General features: G+C 67.3%; 16 protein-coding genes. 7 read left to right on the forward strand and 9 right to left on the reverse strand.

What is annotated here, in order from left to right; translation table 11 throughout:
• From JOD97_RS02910 to JOD97_RS02920, 3 genes are all read right to left on the reverse strand, one after another.
• Positions 1-1,500, reverse strand: coding sequence for an MBOAT family protein (locus JOD97_RS02910; RefSeq protein WP_209713114.1), 1,500 nt, complete (start codon positions 1,498-1,500; stop codon positions 1-3).
• Positions 1,490-2,563, reverse strand: coding sequence for a glycosyltransferase family 4 protein (locus JOD97_RS02915; RefSeq protein ID WP_229264161.1), 1,074 nt, complete (start codon positions 2,561-2,563; stop codon positions 1,490-1,492). Before JOD97_RS02915 ends, JOD97_RS02910 begins: the two co-directional genes overlap by 11 nt.
• A gap of 134 nt (positions 2,564-2,697) precedes the next feature.
• Positions 2,698-4,017 (reverse strand): glycosyltransferase family 4 protein, encoded by a 1,320-nt coding sequence (locus JOD97_RS02920; RefSeq protein ID WP_209713115.1) that lies wholly within the window; start codon positions 4,015-4,017, stop codon positions 2,698-2,700.
• A 113-nt stretch (positions 4,018-4,130) separates the two neighbouring features.
• Here JOD97_RS02920 and JOD97_RS02925 point away from each other — a divergent pair, with 113 nt between their 5' ends.
• Positions 4,131-5,432: a putative O-glycosylation ligase, exosortase A system-associated gene (locus tag JOD97_RS02925; RefSeq protein ID WP_209713116.1), complete on the forward strand. Its 1,302-nt coding sequence runs from the start codon at positions 4,131-4,133 to the stop codon at positions 5,430-5,432.
• Positions 5,429-6,370 (forward strand): polysaccharide deacetylase family protein, encoded by a 942-nt coding sequence (locus tag JOD97_RS02930; protein ID WP_209713117.1) that lies wholly within the window; start codon positions 5,429-5,431, stop codon positions 6,368-6,370. The genes JOD97_RS02925 and JOD97_RS02930 overlap by 4 nt, the downstream gene beginning before the upstream one ends.
• Here the strand turns inward: JOD97_RS02930 and JOD97_RS02935 are convergent.
• Together JOD97_RS02935 and JOD97_RS02940 are read right to left on the reverse strand one after the other, a co-directional pair.
• Positions 6,330-8,213, reverse strand: a complete 1,884-nt coding sequence (locus JOD97_RS02935) for an asparagine synthetase B (protein ID WP_209713118.1) — start codon at positions 8,211-8,213, stop codon at positions 6,330-6,332. The genes JOD97_RS02930 and JOD97_RS02935 overlap by 41 nt on opposite strands.
• On the reverse strand, positions 8,210-9,454 hold the full coding sequence (locus tag JOD97_RS02940; protein WP_209713119.1) for a pyridoxal-dependent decarboxylase, exosortase A system-associated: 1,245 nt from the start codon (positions 9,452-9,454) through the stop codon (positions 8,210-8,212). The genes JOD97_RS02935 and JOD97_RS02940 overlap by 4 nt, the downstream gene beginning before the upstream one ends.
• A gap of 190 nt (positions 9,455-9,644) precedes the next feature.
• Here JOD97_RS02940 and JOD97_RS02945 point away from each other — a divergent pair, with 190 nt between their 5' ends.
• From JOD97_RS02945 to JOD97_RS02955, 3 genes are read left to right on the forward strand one after another with little or no spacing between them, the layout of a single operon-like run.
• The gene (locus JOD97_RS02945) at positions 9,645-10,388 is read left to right on the forward strand and encodes a GNAT family N-acetyltransferase (RefSeq protein ID WP_209713120.1); all 744 of its coding nucleotides are present in this window, start codon (positions 9,645-9,647) and stop codon (positions 10,386-10,388) included.
• Positions 10,355-10,618 carry an acyl carrier protein gene (locus JOD97_RS02950; RefSeq protein WP_209713122.1) on the forward strand — a complete coding sequence of 88 codons (264 nt, stop codon included), beginning with the start codon at positions 10,355-10,357 and terminating at the stop codon, positions 10,616-10,618. Before JOD97_RS02945 ends, JOD97_RS02950 begins: the two co-directional genes overlap by 34 nt.
• Positions 10,615-11,250, forward strand: a complete 636-nt coding sequence (locus JOD97_RS02955; protein WP_209713124.1) for a tetratricopeptide repeat protein — start codon at positions 10,615-10,617, stop codon at positions 11,248-11,250. Before JOD97_RS02950 ends, JOD97_RS02955 begins: the two co-directional genes overlap by 4 nt.
• Before the next feature lie 2 nt (positions 11,251-11,252).
• On the opposite strand, the gene prsR is transcribed toward JOD97_RS02955, so the two are convergent.
• The 3 genes from prsR to JOD97_RS02970 are packed head-to-tail and all read right to left on the reverse strand — an operon-like array spanning position 11,253 to position 16,043.
• Complete coding sequence (prsR, locus tag JOD97_RS02960) at positions 11,253-12,599, reverse strand: PEP-CTERM-box response regulator transcription factor (RefSeq protein ID WP_209713126.1); 1,347 nt, start codon at positions 12,597-12,599, stop codon at positions 11,253-11,255.
• Entirely contained in the window at positions 12,586-14,661 is a 2,076-nt protein-coding gene (gene prsK, locus JOD97_RS02965) for an XrtA/PEP-CTERM system histidine kinase PrsK (RefSeq protein ID WP_209713128.1), read from the reverse strand. The genes prsR and prsK overlap by 14 nt, the downstream gene beginning before the upstream one ends.
• Positions 14,661-16,043 (reverse strand): TIGR03013 family XrtA/PEP-CTERM system glycosyltransferase, encoded by a 1,383-nt coding sequence (locus tag JOD97_RS02970; RefSeq protein WP_209713130.1) that lies wholly within the window; start codon positions 16,041-16,043, stop codon positions 14,661-14,663. Before JOD97_RS02970 ends, prsK begins: the two co-directional genes overlap by 1 nt.
• A gap of 196 nt (positions 16,044-16,239) precedes the next feature.
• On the opposite strand from JOD97_RS02970, the gene nadB reads away from it, so the two are divergent.
• Positions 16,240-17,853: an L-aspartate oxidase gene (gene nadB, locus JOD97_RS02975; protein WP_209713132.1), complete on the forward strand. Its 1,614-nt coding sequence runs from the start codon at positions 16,240-16,242 to the stop codon at positions 17,851-17,853.
• Between the two features lie 11 nt (positions 17,854-17,864).
• Positions 17,865-18,407, forward strand: a complete 543-nt coding sequence (locus JOD97_RS02980) for a GNAT family N-acetyltransferase (protein WP_209713134.1) — start codon at positions 17,865-17,867, stop codon at positions 18,405-18,407.
• Between the two features lie 75 nt (positions 18,408-18,482).
• Here JOD97_RS02980 and JOD97_RS32525 read toward each other — a convergent pair whose 3' ends face one another.
• Positions 18,483-19,271 carry a PEP-CTERM sorting domain-containing protein gene (locus JOD97_RS32525; RefSeq protein ID WP_229264162.1) on the reverse strand — a complete coding sequence of 263 codons (789 nt, stop codon included), beginning with the start codon at positions 19,269-19,271 and terminating at the stop codon, positions 18,483-18,485.
• Positions 19,272-19,356: the final 85 nt, after the last annotated feature.

The following is a 19,356-nucleotide window of genomic DNA, read 5'->3' on the forward strand; positions in this document are numbered from 1 at the left end:
TCAGAATTGGAAATAGAGAAATTCGCTGACGCGGTTCATGCTGAACAGGCAACCGAGCAACACCAGCGAGAACGCCAGCCCCCAGACCCGGTTCGGCATCCAGCTCCACTGCAGCCGCCCGGCGCGGCCGATGATTTGTTCGACGGCCGGTTCGTAATGGCGGAAAATTTGCTGCGTGTTCGGCGCCAGAAACGCCAGCGCCATGGCCAGCGGCAGCGTCGCCGTGCTGGCGCTGCCGAAGTCGATCCAGCGGATGCCCGAAAAATCGGGCCGCAGTCCCAGTGCCAGCAAGGGTTGCGCGTGCACCGCCAGTCCGCGCGGCAACGAAACACCGTTGCCACCCACCAGCGCCAGCAGGATGTCGCCGGCCGTCGCCAGGTCGGGCGCGCGGAAGATCACCCACGCGGCCATAACGGCCACGAACGTCAGGCCGCGCCCCCACCAAGCCGCCGGCCGTGGTCCGCGCAGCGCCAGCCAGGCGTGATGCAGCACCAGGTACAGGCCGTGCAGGCCGCCCCAGGCGACGAAAGTCCAGCCGGCGCCATGCCACAGGCCGCCCAATAGCATGGTCAGCATCAGGTTGCGGTAGCGCGCCGCTGGTCCCGAACGGTTGCCGCCCAGCGGCACATATAAATAGTCGCGCAGGAAGCGCGACAAGGTCATATGCCAGCGGCGCCAGAACTCGCCGATGTTGGCGGCCTGGTAAGGCGAATTGAAATTGAGCGGCAACCTGACGCCGAACAGCCGCGACAAGCCAATCGCCATATCGGAATAACCGGAGAAATCGAAATACAGCTGCATCGTGTAGGCCAGCGCGCCAGTCCACGCCTCGATCAGCTGCGGCTCGGCGCCGGCGCCGAACACCGGCGCCACCAGCGCCGACAAGGGATCGGCCAGGAAGATCTTCTTGGCCAGCCCCATGACGAAGATCGAGCTGCCGACGGCGAAGTCGGCCGCGTTCGGCGCCGGACGGGCATCGAACTGCGGCATCATTTCCTTGTGATGCAGCACCGGACCGGCGATCAGATGCGGGAAGTAGCTGACGAACAGGGTGTAATGCATGAAACGGTACTCTCCGGCCAGGCCGCGATGGCAATCGACCAGAAACGCGATCTGCGTGAACGTGAAAAACGAAATGCCGATCGGCAAAACGACCGCCAGGCCCGGGAATTGCGCGCCCGTCACGTGGTTGAGGCTGTCGATGAAGAAGTTCGCGTATTTATAATAGGCCAGCAGCGACAGGTTGGCCGCCAGCGCGAACACCAGCCAGCGCTTGCGCCGGCCCGCGCCGGCGGCGATGCGCAAGCCGCACCAGTAGTTGAACAGTATCGAGGCCAACAGCAACGGCAGGTAGCGCGCGTCCCAGTAACCGTAGAAAAACAGCGACGCCAGCGCCAGCCAGCCCACGGTCCAGCGCGGCCGCCAGCGCGCCAGCCAACCATATCCCGCGTACACCACCGGCAAGTACAAAAACAAAAAACCCAGCGAATTAAACAACACGGCGCTCTTCCTGCTTGGCGCAGCCGCGCCGGTATAGTTCCTGATAGCAATCGGCGATCTGCAGCGCGACCCGCTGCCACGTGAATTTCTCGACCAGCGCGCGCACCTCGGCGCGCCGTGGCGGCCGCGCGACGAAATCGACGATGGCCGTGCACAGGGCGTCGGTATCGTTCCAGCGCAACTGCCGCAGCGCGAAACCGCTGTTAGGCAGACTCAGCGCGCTTTCATTGGTCATCACCACCGGGGTGCCGGCGGCCAGCGCCTCCAGCACCACCAGCGGATAGACCTCGCCCTGGCTGGGCAGCGCCAGCACCGAGGCGGCCGCGTAGGCGCTGGCCAGCAGCATGTCGTTGTGGTCGAGCTGGCCGAGCCAGTGCACCCGCGGCGAGGACAGCAGCTCCTGCAGGTAATCCTCGTGTTGCCGCTGCGCGCTGCCGATCAGCACGATGGGCAGGTCGCGCTTCTCCAGCGCCTTCACCAGCGCCAGCTGGTTCTTGTACGGCGAAATGGCCCCCACCATCAGCACGAACGGGCCGTTCAAGCCCGTGTGCCGCACAAAGGCCTGCCGGTCGGAACTGAAAAAGCGCGGGCTGATGCCGTTGGGCAGCATGCGTATCTTGCCGCCGTCGGTGCGGAAACCATTGACGATGGCGGCGCGCTCGGCCGGCCCCAGCGCGATGACCATCTGCGCCAGCTGCAGCGCGCGCTTGGTTTGCGCGTAGCTGGTCTGCACGTTCCACCGGGTCAGGTGGCCGGTCAGGCCGTCGGCCAGCCGCGCCCGCAGCCCGGCCGACCTGGTCCAGCTGGGCGACAGCAAGGCCGACAGCGCCACCGGCACGCCCATCTCGGTGGCCAGTTCCACCAGCCGGTAATTGCCGTTGATGGCGGAAAATACGTGGATGACGTCGAAGCTATCGAGGCGCTGATGGTTGGGGTCGACCAGCTCCACCTGCAGCGACGGCACTTTGAGCTGGCGCAGCGCGTCCATGGTCGACCGCACTTGCACCTGCAAGCCGCCCTCGCGCTGGAACAGCATGGGATATGACAGGATTCCGACTCGCATACGTTATCCTTCGTGGTGTGTGGGGTTGACGGCGCCGCGCTTGGCAAATAGCGCGCCATGCTGACCATGCTATACAAGCCGGATCGGGCACCGATGATGCGTATCAAGAGAATTGCCGCACCCGGCGCTCGCCATCACACCAAGCCGTCATAGAAGGCGCGCACCAGCTCGCCGACGACTTCCTCGCTGTAGCGTTGCTCGACCTCGGCCCTGCCCTTGCGCCCCATGACGGCGCGCCGCTCCGGATCGATCAGCAGCGCGGCGACCATCGGCGCGGCGTTTTTCAGGTCGCCTTGCGGGATCAGGATGCCGCCTTCGCTGCCGCGCAGGATGTCGGCGCTGCCCGGCACGTTGGTCGCCACGGCCGGCACGCCGCACGCCATGGCCTCGATCGTCGAGATGCCGAAGCCCTCGTTGCGGCTCAACAGCAAGTGCACGTCCAGCGCCGGCAGCAACTCTTCGACGGCCTCCACGAAACCGGTGAAGATCACATACGCCGCCAGCCCCATGCGGTCGGCCTGCCTTTTGACGTCCGCCTCCAGCGGACCGGTGCCGACCAGCACCAGATACAAATTGGGAAAGGCCTTGCGCAACATGCCCAGCATCGCCAGCGCCGTGCCCGGTTGTTTCTGCTCGGACAGGCGGCCGATCGAACCGATCACCAGCGCGTCGTCCGGCACCCCCAAGCTGCGCCGCGCCGCCAGCCGCAACGCCGCCGACGGCCGGAAGCGCCGCGTGTCGACCGGGTTGGGGATCACCGCCAGCCGGGTTCCGGGCGCGATGTAGGGGCGGTACAGCGCCATGAAGTGGGTCATTGCCGAGTCCGACACGGCGTAGATGCCGCGCACGCCGCTAAACGCTTGCTTGAGCAGCGGCTGATGCCAGTCGCTGAAGCTGGTGTGCGGGAAGGCGTTGTGCACGCTGATCACGGCCGGCAGGCGGCAGTGCCGGGCCAGCCACAGCACCGAGGCGCCGTAATTGGTCCAGCACAGCGCGACGTGGACCAGGTCGGCCCGGAACGCGCGCAGCCTGCGCCCCGCCAACAGCCGCGCGCGCCATAGATTGAGGCGGCGCCACTCCCATTGCTCGAAGAACAGCGGCGGCTCGTACTCCGCCAGGCTGATCCGCTCGCCGGCCAGCCGCCGCGCCCATTCGGCCACGCCGGCGAAACGCCGCATCGCCAGGCCGCTGTCGTAGCCGGCCGCGCGCAGATAGCGCACTTCCTGCGCCATGCGCAGCTCCATGCCGCCCAGTTCGCCGGAATAACTGGTCACGAGGATGTTCTTGCGGCCGTTTTTGCCGTTGCGCTTGCCGTGCCTTGCCTCGCCCAGATAGCTTTTGAGGAAAGCCAGTTCCCAGCGCCGCCGGAAAATGCCGTCGCGGTCGCGCCGCACCGCCGCGCACACCAGCCGCGCCCACCCGAGCAGGTAGCGCCGCCCATCGTCAGTCGCCATGAGAACAGTCAACAAGCCGGCCCCTCCTTTGTCCTAAGATTGCAAAGGTTAAAAAACCAGTGTACTGACAGACTCCCGCGTAACCTTGAGCGGGATCAACGACTGCCAACCGCATGCGCGACATCCTCGTCACCCTGATCGTCTTCGCCAGCTTGCCGCTGATCGTCAAGAACCCCGTCAACGGCGTGTTGATGTGGATCTGGATCAGCGTCATGAATCCGCACACCCAGGGCTGGGGCTTCGCGACGACGTTCCCGTTCGCCTTCATCATCGCCGTCACCACCATCTTCAGCCTGGCCATCTCGCGGCAACCGAAGACGCTGCCGCCATCGGGCATCACCGTCACGCTGATCGCCTTCATCCTGTGGATGAACGTGACAACCTTGTTTGCGATCTTTCCCGAGTCGGCCGCCGAGCAATGGAACAAGGTGATGAAGATCATGCTGATGAGCCTGGTGACCATGGCGGTGATCCGCAAGCGCGAGGATATCCAGCGGATGATCTGGATGCTGACCCTGTCGCTGGGCTATTACGGCGTCAAGGGCGGCGTGTTCACCGTGCGCAGCGGCGGCACCGAGCGCGTCTGGGGGCCCGACAACACTTTTATCGGCGACAACAACGCGATCGCGCTGGCGCTGATCATGACCATCCCGCTGATGCGCTATCTGCAGCAAAGCAGCAACAAAAGGTGGCTCTGGCACGCGATGAACGCCATGATGGTGCTGTCGGCGCTGGCCGCGCTGGGCTCGTACTCGCGCGGCGGCCTGCTGGCGATCGCCGCGATGCTGGGTTTCATGTGGCTCAAGAGCAACAGCAAGATGACCGGCGCCATCGTGCTGTTGCTGCTGGCGCCGCCGCTGCTGCTGTTCATGCCGGACCGCTGGGGCCAGCGCATGGACACCATCGGCGAATACCAGAGCGACGATTCGGCCATGGGCCGCATCAACGCCTGGCACATGGCCTACAACCTGGCCAAGGACCGCTTCTTCGGCGGCGGCTTCGAGTTGGCCGAACCGTCGACCTTCCTGCTGTACGCGCCCAATCCGGACGACGTCCACGCCGCGCACAGCATCTACTTCCAGGCGCTGGGCGAGCACGGCTTCGTCGGCCTAGGCATCTATCTATTGCTAGGCTTGCTCACCTGGCGCTCGGCCGACTGGATCGTGCGCAACAGCCGCGGCATCCCCGATCTGGCCTGGGCCGGCGGCCTGGCCAAGACGATACAGGCCAGCATGATCGGCTTCGCCGTCGGCGGCGCCTTCCTCAGCCTGTTGTATTTCGACGTACCTTATTACCTGATGGCGGCGGTGGCGGCGATCCGCATCCTGGTCGAGCGGCGCCGGGCCGAGCTGGCCGTGCCGGCCGCCGTCAAGCCGCTGCGGCCGGCGCCGGCCACGGCCGGGGCGGCGCGATGAGCGGCGCCGGCCCGCTGTCGATCCTGATCTACCACCGCGTGCTGGCCGCGCCGGACCCGTTGCTGCCCGGCGTGCCCGACGCCGCCACTTTCGAGCGCCACATGCGCCTGCTCAAGCGCTGCTTCCGCGTGCTGCCGCTGTCGGTGGCGCTGCGCCAGCTGCGCCACGGAACGCTGCCCGCGCGCGCGCTGTGCATCACCTTCGACGACGGCTACGCCGACAACGCCGAGCTGGCGCTGCCGATCCTCCGGCGCCACGGCTTGACGGCGACCTTTTTCATCGCCACCGCCTTCCTCGACGGCGGCCGCATGTGGAACGACGACGTCATCGACTACGTGCGGCAAGCCCCGCCCGGCCGCCTCGACTTTTCGATGGTGGGCTGCGGTTCGCTGCCCGGCCTGACCGTGGCGCAGAAAAGACAGGCGATCGACCAGGTGCTGACGCAACTGAAATACCTGCCGCTGGCGACCCGGCAAGAGATGGCCGACCGGCTGGCGCCGCCGCGCCGCCAGGCGTTGATGATGACCTCGGGCCAGGTGCGCGCGCTGCAGGCGGCAGGCATGGAGCTGGGCGCCCACACCCATCGCCACCCGATCCTGACGGCCATGGCCGACGCCGACGCCTATGCCGACATGGCCGAGGGCAAGGCCGTGCTGGAAGCCATCACCGGCCGGCGCGCGACCTTGTTCGCCTATCCCAACGGCAAGCCGGACACCGATTACAACCGGCGCCACGCCGAGATGGCGCGCGCGCTGGGCTTCGAAGCGGCGCTGAGCACGGTCGCCGGCGCCGCCGGCCCGTCCAGCGATCCGTGGCAGCTGCCCCGCTACACGCCATGGCAGCGCGACGGCGCCCGCTTCGTGCTGCGGCTGGCGCTGAGCCGCTACCGCGAGAAGGTCAACCGTCGCGCAGCGCTGCCGCCGCTCCTTGGCGGCTGAGCTCGGCCTCGCGGCGGACGGCCCGCTGGCGCAGCCATTGCTCCAGCATCATCAGCACCCACACCATCGTGCCGTGATAGGCCGGATGCTCCCGCACCAGCTTGCCGGTGAGCGTGTCGATGAAATCGGCGCGCACGATGCGGCGCGCCTTCAGGTCGCCCAGGCTGTCGAAGGCCAGCGCGCGCAGCCCCGCGTGCGTCTGCAGCCAGTGGCCGAACGGCAGGCCGAAACCATGTTTCTTCTTGCGCAGGATGGCCGGCGGCAAATGGCCGCGCAGCGCCCGCTTGAAGAAATACCGCAGCCGCGTGCCTTTCAGCTTGTCTTCGGGGCTCAGCCGGGCCGAGAACGCCAGCATCTCGTCGCTCAGGAACGGAAACGCCGCCTCCAGGCCGGCCAGCTCACACGCCTTGCGCACCTTCGGCAAATCGTTGTCGGCCAGCGTGTAGCGCAGGTCGAGCGCCTGCATGCGGTTGATCTGGCTCAGTCCCTGCGTGTCCCAGTAGCAGGCGCTCAGCTGCGCGGCCGGCGCGCCCGGATCGACGGCGGCCAGGAATTCCGGATGCAACACCTCGGCCGCGCCATAACGGCGCAGCAGATTATAGGTGTCCAGCCGCGCCGGCATCGGCACCATGGCCTGCTCGACATAGCTGCGCGCCTTGCGCAGCGGCCGCAAGTCCAGATTGCCGGCGACGCCGAACAGCAAGGGCTCCAGCACCACCTGGCGCAACGACGACGGCACCTGCTCGTAGCGTTCGAACAGCGCCTGGCGCGCGTAGCGCTCATTGCCGCCGAACAATTCGTCACCGCCGTCGCCGCCCAACAGGCGCGAGATGCCGTCCGCGCGCGCCATCGTCGCGCAACAGTAGGCCGGCACCGCCGAGGCGTTGCCGAACGGCTGGTCGCTGACGGCGGCGATGCGCGGGATCGCCGCCACCACGTCGTCGGCCGTCACGTACAGCTCGTGGTGGTCGGTGCCGAAGTGCCGGGCGGCGATACGGGCGTAACCCATCTCGTCGTAGCCGGGCACGTCGAAGCCGATCGAATACGTGCTGGGCCGGCTGCCCTGCACCTTGGCCAGCATCCCGGCCAGGGTCGAACTGTCGGTGCCGCCGCTGAGGAAGGCGCCGACGCGGGCGCCGCCGGCCGCGCGCAGCACCGATTGCTCCAGGGTCGACAGGAACTGCTCCCGGAGTTGCTCGAACGAATGCGTCTGGTCCTCGTCGAAGCGCAGCTTCCAGTAGCTGCCGCGCTCGATGCGACCGGGCCGGTAGTGCAGATATTCCCCCGGCAGCAGGCGGTACTGCTGCCGGTAGACGGCGCGCGGCGCCGGGATCATGTGGAAATACAGGTAGTTATACAGCGATTGCGCGTCCAGTTCGTCCTTCGCGGACGGATGCAGCCGCAAGGCGGCGCCCGAGGTGCCGAACAGCAGCCCGTGCGGCGTGCTCTGGTAATGCATCGGATACGTGGCGGCGCGGTCGACCGCCAGCAGCACCTGGCCCGTCAAACAATCGACCAGGCACACGGCGAACGCGCCCGACAGCGCGGCGCACGCCTGCGGACCGCGCGCGCCCCACAGGCCGGCCAGCCGCAAGGCCACCTGTTCGGCGCTGCCGTCCAGCAGCGGCCGGCCCCAGACGGCCGCCAGCACGCCATCCTTCTTGTGCAGGCTGATACTGTCCGTCGGCGCCGCGACCGCCAGCCCGCACGAGCCGGATTGCAAGGTGCGCACCGGGCTGGCGTCGAACTCGGCCATGCGCTCGCCCATGCGCCGCAGCAGCGCGGCGCTGTCGCCGCCGATCTCGTCCTGGAGCCGGCCCAGGTAGCCGCAGATGCCGCTCATACCAGCACCTCGAGCGGCGCGGGATGGCCGAGGAAGGCGGTCGGGCTGGCGGTGAGCCCGTACGCGCCGGACTGGAACACCACCACCAGGTCGCCAACGTCGGCGCGGGCCAGCTCCACCCGGTCGGCCAGCAGGTCCAGCGGCGTGCACAAGGGGCCGACCACGCTGACCGTCTCGCGCGCGCCGCCGTGCACGCGGTTGCCGATGGCGACCGGATAATTCTTGCGGATGACCTGGCCGAAGTTGCCGGACGCCGCCAAGTGCTGGTGCATGCCGCCGTCGGTGATCAGGAACAGCTGGCCGTGCGAGTGCTTGCGTTCAATCACACGGCACACGTAAATACCGGCCTCGGCCACCAGATAGCGGCCCATTTCCAGTATCAACCGGGTGTCCGGCCGCTCGCGCCGCAGCGCGCGCATGGTCGCGTCGAGGCCGTCGGCCACCGCCGCCAGGTCGAGCGCGCGCTCGCCGGGGAAGTACGGCACGCCGAGGCCGCCGCCGATATTGAGCGCGCGCAGCGGCGACGGCGCGAACTCGGCCAGTTCCAGCGCCAGCGCCACACTCAGCCGCTGGGCCTCGCAGATGGCCGCCGCCGACAGGTTCTGGGCGCCGCAAAACAGGTGAAAACCGTGGAAATCGAGCCCCAGCCGCCCCAGCCTGCGCAGCATGGCCGGCACCCGCGCCGCGTCGACGCCGAACTGGCGCGCACCGCCGGCCATCTTCATGCCGGCGTGTTTCAGCTCGAAATCGGGATTGACGCGCACCGCCACCCGCGGCGTGATGCCGAGCAGCTCGCCGACGGCGGCCACGCGCTGCATCTCTTCCTCCGACTCCAGATGCAGCAGCACGCCGGCCGCCACCGCCGCGCGCAGCTCGGCGTTGCTTTTGCCGGGACCGGCGAAACCGATGCACGACGGCCGCATGCCGGCGTCCAGCGCCGTCTTCATCTCGCCGGCCGAGGCGATGTCGAAACCGTCGACCAGTCCGGCCATCAGCTGCACCACCGCCGGCATCGGATTGGCTTTCATCGCGTAATGCAGCAGCACGCCCTCGGGCAACACCCGGCGCAGCAATTCCACGCGCGAGCGGATATGATCGCGCTCGTAGGCATAGAACGGCGTGCGGCCGACCCGCTCGGCCAGCCGCGTCAGCAGCACGCCGCCCAATTGCAGGCAATCATCCTGCACCGGAAACTGTTTCTGCGCCGCGTGTCGCGGCAGATCGTCGGTCGTGGGCCCCATGGCAGCGCTTTCAGGAAGTCGGGTTCAGGTTGTTATGTCCAGGCAAGGCGAAAAATCCATCCTCTATCATTGAGACAATCGGCCCCGGGGTTATTGACGCTCGTCAAGCCCACGGCATGCTTGTGCTGGCGCAAACCTGTTTGCCGCACGCCATTGTCTAATCTATGCTCCACCTCGCTCGATCACTCCCATGAACACTGGCCTGCGTCACACACTCACGCAACTGGGCTGGCTCAACGCCGCCCTGTACTGGCTCGGACGCTCGCTCGACAAGGCCAGCGCCGGACGCTGGTCCCTGCACCGCTACCGCTTCGTCGCGCAATACGTGGGCGACCAGCCGCTGTGCGCCGGCCGCGGCGCCGATATCGACATCGCCGCCCACACCTGGGACCAGGCGGTGCCGGCGGCCTATCCGCGTCCGGCCGCCGTGGTCCGCGAGCGCTTCGCCCAAGGGGCTTACAGCCTGGCCGCGTGGCGCCACGGCCGTTTGGCCGGCTACCTGTGGCTGGTGCTCGACGCCTATCAGGAGGACGAGGTGCGCGTGCGCTACCGCCTGCCGCGCGCCGACGCCAGCTGGGACTTCGACGTCTGGATCGCGCCGGACGAGCGGCTCGGCTGGGCCTTCCCGCGCCTGTGGGACGCGGCGCGCCAACAGCTGCGCGAGCGCGGCGTGCGCTGGACCTGCAGCCGCATCTCCGCCTTCAACCCCGCCTCGCTGCGCGCGCACGCCCGCATCGGCACCGTGCGCCTGGGCGACGCGCTGTTCGTGCGCTGCGGCGAATGGCAGTGGATGTTCGCCACGGTGGCGCCCTACATCCACCTGTCGCGTCACGACGCGTCCTTTCCACAACTGACCTTCGACACCGGCGCGCTGGCCGATGTCGCCCCACCGGAGCCGCCATGTCCACCATCGAAAAAGTCTGCGACGTCTTGAGAACCACGCTGGGCCTGGGGCGCACGCCGCTGGACGCCGGCACCGCGCTGCTGGGCAGCCTGCCGGAACTCGATTCGATGGCGGTGGTGAACCTGCTGCTGGCACTCGAGGACCACTTCGGCATCACGGTGCACGACGACGAGATCGGCGCGCGCCACTTCGCCACCGTGGCAACGTTGGCCGATTTTGTACAAGCCAAGCTGGCGGCGCCCCGGAAGGAGCAACCATGAAACCGTCCGCGCTCATATTGCTGTCCATCGCGCTCGCCGGCCAGGCGATGGCCGCCGCCACGACGGCGGGCTCCGACTGTCCGGCCTACGTCCAGCACAAACCGGGCGGCGACTACACCGACGCCGACGACCGCGAAGGCCTGGGCGTGGTCGAACAATTCCACTTCACGCCCGACGTCGAAGGACTGGTAAAAGGCGCCTCGGGACCGCTGGGCGGCGACATCGGCTACACGCTGGAGCATTTTCCCAACCACCACCGCGCGCTGGGCGCGATGACAAGGCTGGCGCTGCGCGACAAAAACCGCAAACCGAACGGCGCGAACTATACGATCGACTGCTATTTCGAGCGCGCCATCCAGTTCCGGCCGAAGGACGCCAAGGTGCGTTCGCTGTTTGGCAGCTATCTGCTGGCGCTGGGCCAGGCCGACGCCGCGCTCGATCAGCTGGAACGGGCGGCCGCTCTGGAACCGGGCAATCCCACGGCCCACTACAATCTCGGCCTGATTTATCTGAAGAGGAAGGACTACGACAAGGCCCGCGCCAGCGCCGAGAAGGCCTACGGCATGGGCTTCCCGCTACCCGGCCTGAAAAACAAACTGATCGCCGCCGGCCAGTGGCGCGGCGAGCAGTGACGTTATTTCAGGCCGTGATGGTTCATCAAATCGTACAGGGTCGGGCGGCTAATGCCCAATAACTCGGCCGCCTTGACGATATTGCCATCCACCCGCGCCAGCGCCTTGACCATCACCTTGTATTCGGCCGCGTCGCGCGCCTGGCGCAGGTTGACGCTTTCCTCTTCGGCCGCGCCGTCGGGCAGCCCCAGATCGGCGGCCGTGATCTGCGGGCCGTCGGCCATGATCACCGCGCGCCGGATGCAGTTCTCCATCTCGCGCACGTTGCCCGGCCAGGCGTAGGATTCGATCGCCGCCAGCGCCTCCGGACTGAAATTGAGCACCGAGCGCGATTCGCTGGCGCAGAACTTGTTCTTGAAATGGTGCGCCAGCAGCGCGCTGTCGCCGACCCGGTCGCGCAGCGGCGGTATCGTCAGCACGATCTCGCTGAGGCGGTAGTACAAGTCCTCGCGGAAGCGCCCCGCCTCGGCCAGCGCCTTCAGGTTTTGATGGGTCGCGCAGACGATGCGCACGTCGATGCTGATTTCGCTCCTGCCGCCGACCCGCTCGATCACGCGCTCCTGCAGGAAGCGCAGCAGCTTGGCCTGCAGCGCCAGCGCCATGTCGCCGATTTCGTCGAGGAAGAAGGTGCCGCCGTGCGCCAGTTCCAGCTTGCCCAGGGTTTGCCGCTGGGCGCCGGTGAACGCGCCCTTCTCGTAGCCGAACAACTCACTCTCGAGCAACTGCTCGGGGATGGCGGCGCAATTGATGGCGACGAAGCGCTTGTCGGCCCGCGCGCTCAAATGATGCAGCCCGCGCGCGATCAACTCCTTGCCGCTGCCGGAGTCGCCCAACAGCATCACGGTCGCCGACGACGGCGCCACCTTCTCGACGTTGCGGCACACCTTCAGCATGCCCGGATCGCGGCTGATGATGCCGGCCAGCGGCGAATCGGACTGGATCTGCAGCATGCGGCGGTTCTCCTGCTGGATCGCGTGCAGATAGAAGGCGCGCGCGATCACCAGCGCCAGGGCGTCGCCGTCAAGCGGCTTTTGGTGGAAATCGTAGGCGCCCATGGCGATCGCCTTGAGCGCGTGCGCGCGCTCCTGGCTGCCGGACAGGATGATGACCTTGGTGTCGGGCGACGCCGCCAGTATCTGCTGCAGCAGCGCCAGGCCCTCGCTGGCGCCGTCCGGGTCGGGCGGCAGGCCCAGGTCCATCGTCGCCACCGCCGGCTGGTGGCGGCGCAGCTGCGCCATCGCCGACTCGCGGTCGCCGGCCACCACCACCTCGTACGCGTCCAGGCTCCAGCGCAGCTGCTTTTGCAGCCCCGCGTCGTCCTCGACCACCAGCAGCTTATGTTTCCCCATGCTTTACTCCCATTAGGTTAGTCATCCGCAGCGGCAGCGTGACGCGGAACGTGGTGCCCTGGCCCGGCGCGCTGGTCACCTCGAGCTGTCCGCCGACCTCGCGCAGGTACTCGCGGCTCTCGAACACGCCGATGCCCATGCCGGCCGTCTTGGTCGACTCGAAGGGCTTGAACAACCGCTCCCGGATGAACTCCTCCGTCATGCCGTGGCCCGTGTCGCTCAACTCGATGACGGCGGTCTCGCCGGCCCGCAGCAGCCTGACGGCGACCGCGCCATCGCGCGGCGTCGCCTCCACCGCGTTTTGAATCAGATGTCCAATCACGCGCTCGAGCCGCTGCCGGTCGGCCAGCACCGTCAGGCCGGCGGCGCGCAGGTCCAGCGTCGGCTTGGGCAGCAGCGCCGCGCAGCCCTTGACCGCCTGCGCCAGCAATTGGTCCAGCGCCAGCGGCGCGGCGACGTCCGGCGTCTGGTCGCGCCGCAGTTTGAGCAGCAGCTGCTTCATCTTGTCGAGCGAATGCGACACCGTTTCCAGCATATCTTCCTGAAATTCAGGCTTGGCCTTGTGACGCTCGGCGTTAATCAGCAACAAAGACAGCTGCGACACCAGGTTCTTCAAGTCGTGCACGATGAAGGTCGACATGCGGTTGAACGACTCGAACTGGCGCGCCACCGCCAGGTTGTCGGCCGACTCGCGGTGCGCCAGATAGCTGGCGGCCTGGCTGCCGGCGATCTTGAGCACGTCGCGCACCTCCCAGTTCAGTTGCAGCGCGGTGCGCGGGCGCGCCAGGCAGATAAAGCCGTACAGCCGCCGCTCCAGCATCAGCGGCACCACCAGCCACAGGCTCGGGATATCGGTCAGCCAGGCCGGCAGCGCCAGATCGCCGTAGCGGCGCGGATGGCGGCGCCACTCCGGCATCTCGATCACCCAGCGCCGCCGCTCCAGGAACCGGCACATGTCGCCGTCGGCGCGCGCTTCCTGCTTCGGCGCCGCCATGTTCCAGCTGGCGGCGGGTTGAAAGCGCTCGCCGTCGCGGCGCAGCCACAACACGCCGGCCGGGCTCTCGACCAGGCCGGCCACCGCCTGGATGGCCCGCTCCGACAGCGGCCCGCCCTCCTCGGCCAGTTGGTGCGTGCAGCGCTGCCATTCGTGCCGGTAGTCGTAGCGCCCCTGATAGAAATGCTTGCTGATGAAGATCTTGAGCCTGGCCCGCATCGTCCCGGAAAACAGCACCACCGCCAGCAGCAGCGCCGCGCCGGCCAGGCACACCAGTTGCATGAACGCGCCCCAAGCGCCGCCGATGTAGCGCAGATACCACGCGCTGCCCGCCATCGCCAGCAGATACAGCGCGGAGCCCAGCAGCGCGGCCGAGCGGAACATGATCTGGCGCGACAGCAGCAAGCCCGGCGTCCACACCGGATTGCGCGTGGCGGCCACCGCCAGCAGCGGCGCGCTCAGGGCGTTGACGACGCCGCGCGCGGCCCAGATGTCCTCGTGTATCCGGCGGAACAGCAAGGCGTCGCTGTACAGGTAGAAGTCGTAGGCGAACAAGGCGCCGATGCCCAGGCAGGCGAACTTGATGCCCCAGCGCGCATTCTGCTGCGCGCCGCGATACACATGCTCGACCAGCAGCATGCCCAGCACGGCCAGCGCCAGCCGCAGCACCGTCAGCGCCACGTTCGGCATCGCCGCCGGCGGCATCAGCGTGGCCGCCAGCTGCGCCACCACCAGCGCGGCGACGCCGCCCAGCCAGACCCGCAAGCGACGGCCGCTGGTGCCCAGCGCCAGCAACACCACCAGCCAGGCCGCCGTGCGCAGCACCTCCGGCCCGTCGATCAAGCACGGCCACGCGCGGTCGATCGCGCCGGCGGCCGCCGCCACGCCGGCCCACAGCGCCGTCAGCAGGCCGGCCGCGCCAAACGCGCGGGCGTGCGGCCGCGCGCGCCAACGCGTCAGCATCAACAGCGCCAACAACAGGAAAGCCGCCGCCGCCACGCCGTAGCTGGCCGCCGGCGCCGCCTGGGCCGGCCACTGGCTTACCCACTGCGGCCAGTCCCGGCGCATCAGCGCCCCTTGCCGAACAACACCACCTGCACCGTATCGATCAGGATCAGCAAATCGAGGAACAGGCTGTTGTTCTTGACGTAATACAGATCGTATTGCAGCTTGCGCACGGCGTCGTCGACCGAGGCGCCGTAGCGGTAGCGCACCTGGGCCAGGCCGGTGATGCCCGGCTTGATGCCGTGCCGCACGTTGTAATAGGCGATCTCGCGGCACAGATGTTCGACGAAGTAGGCGCGCTCCGGACGCGGGCCGACAAAACTCATCTCGCCCTTGAACACGTTGAGCATTTGCGGCAATTCGTCGATGCGCAACTTGCGTATCCAGTGGCCCACCGCCGTCACGCGCGGATCGTCCTCCGACGCCCATCGCGGCTTGCCGTCGACCTCGGCGTCGACCCGCATACTGCGGAACTTCAGCACCTTGAACGGCCGGTTGTCGCGCCCGACCCGCTCCTGCTGGTAGAACACCGGGCCGCCATCCTCGAGCCTGATCGCCAGCGCCGTCAGCGCCATCACCGGCAGCGCCGCCACGCAAATGGCGGCGCTGGCCAGCAGGTCGAAGGCGCGCTTGACGGCCGCCCGCAGCAGGCTCTGATCGAAACCGCCGCCGAAGATCAGGTAGCTCGGCTGCAGCGAATCGACCCGGATCTGGCACGCCTCGCGCTCGAAGAAGCTGGCGGCATCGGTCACGCGCACGCCGCCGAGCGCGCATTCGAGCAATTGCCGCACCGGGAAGGCGCCGTTGCGGCGGTCGCCCACCGAGACGATGATCTCGTCGGCCGCGTGGCGCCTCGCCATCGCCAGCAGCGACAATTCCGGCGGCAGCAGCATGGTCGGCGGCACACAGCAGGTTTCGCCCTCGACCGGCACGCAGCCCACCACGCGGAACTGATGGAAGCCGACGCCGGTGGTGGCCAGCTCCATGCATTCGCGCGCGATGGCGCCGTCGCCGATGATGAGCAGGCGTTTCTCGAGCATGCTCGACTGCGCCGACGTGAACACCAGCAGGCGCGCCAGCAGCACCGCCGCGCCGCCGACCACGAACACCATGCTGCCGAGGCGCACGAACTGGGTGCCCGGCATCAGGCTCGCCAACAGGCTGAACAGCACGAAACCCAGCACGAACGACGGCAGGATGCGTAAAAAGGTGTTTTTGATATCCTCGCGCGGCTGGTTGTGCTGGTACATGCCCAGCGCGCCCATGCTGAACACCAGCACCAGCGCGAACGCCAGTGCCGGCGGGTACAAGCTGTCCGGCGCCGCCTGCGCGCCCTTCAGCCACAGCGGCGCGCAGGCGACGGCGGCCGTCAACAAGACCATCAGCTCCAGCATCAGCAGCATGAAGGCCATCTTCGACACGTAATGATGAAATATCCTGATCACAATGAGCTCCCTGCCGCTCTCAACGGCGGAGCTTTCATGATGGAGAAACCTTGCCGGCGCCGCCTTGAGCGTCCACAACAGCAAAACAGCGCTGGCGCAAGGCGGGCTCAAAAAAGAGGCAAAATCGGGCGAATATGACGGAGTTGTGACAAATAGACTATAGTCATGGTTCCTTACCGCACTTTCACATGTGATCATGAAATTTGATGTTGCAATCGTCGGCAGCGGATTGGCCGGCCTCTCGGTCGCCCTGCACCTGGCCGAAACGCGCACAGTCGCGATTATTTCCAAACGCGCGCTCAAAGACGGCGCCAGCAACTGGGCCCAGGGCGGCATCGCCGCCGTCCTCGATTCCGGCGACAGCCACACCCAGCACATCGACGACACGCTGGTCGCCGGCGGCGGCCTGTGCGACGAGAGCGCCACGCGCTACATCGTCGAGCACGGCCGCGAGGCGATCGAGTGGCTGATCGCCCAGGGCGTGCCGTTCACGCGCGACGCCTCGGCCGAACTGGGCTTCCACCTGACCCGCGAGGGCGGCCACAGCCAGCGCCGCATCATCCACGCGGCCGACGCCACCGGCCACGCGGTGCAGGTCACCCTGGAGGAAAAGGTGCGCGCCCACCCGAACATCACCCTGTTCGAGCACCACTGCGCGATCGACCTGATCACCTCCGACAAGCTGCATCCGGTCAAGAAGGGCCACTCGCAGCCGAAATGCTACGGTTTATATGTGCAGGACGAGAAATCCGGCCAGGTGCTGACCTTCGCCGCCGAGCACACCGTCATGGCCACCGGCGGCGCCGGCAAGGTCTACCTGTACACCACCAATCCCGACACGGCCAGCGGCGACGGCATCGCCATGGCCTGGCGCGCCGGCTGCCGCATCTCGAACATGGAGTTCATCCAGTTTCACCCGACCTGCCTGTACCACCCGTACGCCAAGTCCTTCCTGATCACCGAGGCGATCCGTGGCGAAGGCGGCCTGCTCAAGCTGCCACCGGAAGCTGGCGCCGCCGCCGGCACGCGCTTCATGCTGGCCCACGACGAGCGCGCCGAGCTGGCCCCGCGCGACGTGGTGGCCCGCGCGATCGACTTCGAGATCAAAAAACGCGGCCTCGACTACGTGCACCTGGACATCAGCCACAAGCCGGCCGCGTTCCTGATCGAACACTTCCCCACCATTTACGCGCGCTGCCTGGAACTGGGCATCGACATCACCAAGCAGCCGATCCCGATCGTGCCGGCCGCGCACTACACCTGCGGCGGCGTGGTCACCGACCTGTTCGGCCGCACCGACCTGCCCGGCCTGTACGCGGTGGGCGAGACCGCCTGCACCGGCCTGCACGGCGCCAACCGGCTGGCCAGCAATTCGCTGCTCGAGTGCGTGGTCATCGGCAGCGCCTGCGCGCGCGACATCGCCGCCAAGGAAAAAGGCGAAGTGCCCTACCTGCCGGACTGGGACGAAAGCCGCGTCACCGACGCCGACGAGGAGGTTGTCATCTCCCACAACTGGGACGAGCTGCGCCGCTTCATGTGGAACTACGTCGGCATCGTGCGCACCACCAAGCGCCTGGAGCGCGCCCAGCACCGCATCGCGCTGCTCAAGGAGGAGATCGACGAGTACTACCGCAACTTCCGCATCACGCACGACCTGCTGGAGCTGCGCAACCTGGTCGACGTGGCCAGCCTGATCGTCAACAGCGCGCTGCAGCGGCGCGAAAGCCGCGGCCTGCACTTCAGCCGCGACTACCCGGAGACGCTGCCGAAGGCCTTGCCGAGCATCCTGATGCCGCCGCGCCGTAGTTAGGGAGGCGGACGATGACCGTCACCGTCCGCGCCGCCGCGCCGGCCGACATCCCGGCGATGGAGGCGCTGATCAAGCGCTCCGGCATCGAACTGAGCGCCGGTTTCTACACCGAGGAACAGGCGCAAGCCGTCACCCGCCACGTGTTCGGCGTCGACACGCAACTGGTGGCCGACCAGACGTATTTCGCGGTCGAGCGGCAAGGCCGGCTGGTGGCGTGCGGCGGCTGGAGCAAGCGCAGCACGCTGTTCGGCGCCGACCACACCAAGCAAGGCGTCGACGCGCTGCTCGACCCGGCCACCGAGGCGGCCCGCATCCGCGCGTTTTTCGTCGATCCGTCGGCCGCCCGCCAGGGGCTGGGCCGGCTGCTGCTCGAGCACTGCGCCGATGCCGCCGCCGACGCCGGGTTCAGTACGCTGGAGCTGGCCGCCACCATGCCGGGCGTGCCGCTGTATCGGGCGTGCGGCTTCAGCGAGATCGACACCTTCGAGCTCGAGCTGCCCGGCCCGGTGCGGGTGCCGCTGACACGCATGCGCAAGGCCATCACGGCACGCTAACCGGCCGTCCAAAGAAAAATGCGGCAACGCGCCGAGCGCGATGCCGCATGTGCCGACCAGCGATTTTTAAGCCACTCAGGCCTTCGAGGATTTCTTACGACGCGCCAGCCATCCCATCATGCCCAGGCCGGCCAGCATCATGGCGTAGGTCTCGGGCTCCGGCACCGGCGGCACGTAGGAGCCGAAGCCGTCCAGGTAGGCGTAGCCGGTGTGGCCGGTCGGCTCGCAATCGGCGGCCAGCAGCGACAGCGTGAAGTCGTGGCCCTTCAGCGCCTGGTCGATGCTCAGGTGCTCGAGCTGCCATGCGGAGGTGTAGAAGAAATCGCCCGAGGTCTGGAAGCGCGAATCGACGCCGCCGCCGCCGTTGCCGGCGTTGTAGGTGTGGGTCAGGACCAGCTGGCCGGTGGTGTTGTCGGTCAGGGTCAGGATCATCACCGCCGATTCGTCCTCGGCGTGGCCGCCGTTTTCCAGCACGGCCTTCCAGCCGAAGTAGATGTCGCTGTCGGTGTAGTTCTTCACCTGCTGGCTGATGACCGTGCCGAAGCCGCCGCTGGTGGTGTCTTCCGCGCGGTAGGCGTAGTTACCCGAAAGCACGGTCGAACCGAGCAAGGAACCCAGGTTGGCATCGACGTAGTTTTTATCGATGACCAACCCACGCTCGCCGTTGTCCTGGTTCAGCCTGCCACCGGCGAGGAAGTCCGCCGGGGCGATCGTCGAATTGAGGTCGTTGCCGCGGTAGCCGCCGCCGGTGCTCCAGCCAGCCGTGTTACCCGACTCGAAGCCGCCGTTGTTGAAGGTGTCCGCCTGCGCCAGACCGCTCAAACCCACCAACGCCATCATGCCAACAATCTGTTTCAAATTCATTTAGCTAACTCCCTGGTTAATAGTGTCATAAAAACAAGGGAGATTATATTAGCTTTAAGTCATCTTTAACAATCTTATTTTTTAA

The sequence above is a fragment of the Duganella sp. 1411 genome (assembly GCF_017833525.1).
In the GTDB taxonomy this organism is placed as follows: domain Bacteria; phylum Pseudomonadota; class Gammaproteobacteria; order Burkholderiales; family Burkholderiaceae_D; genus Rugamonas.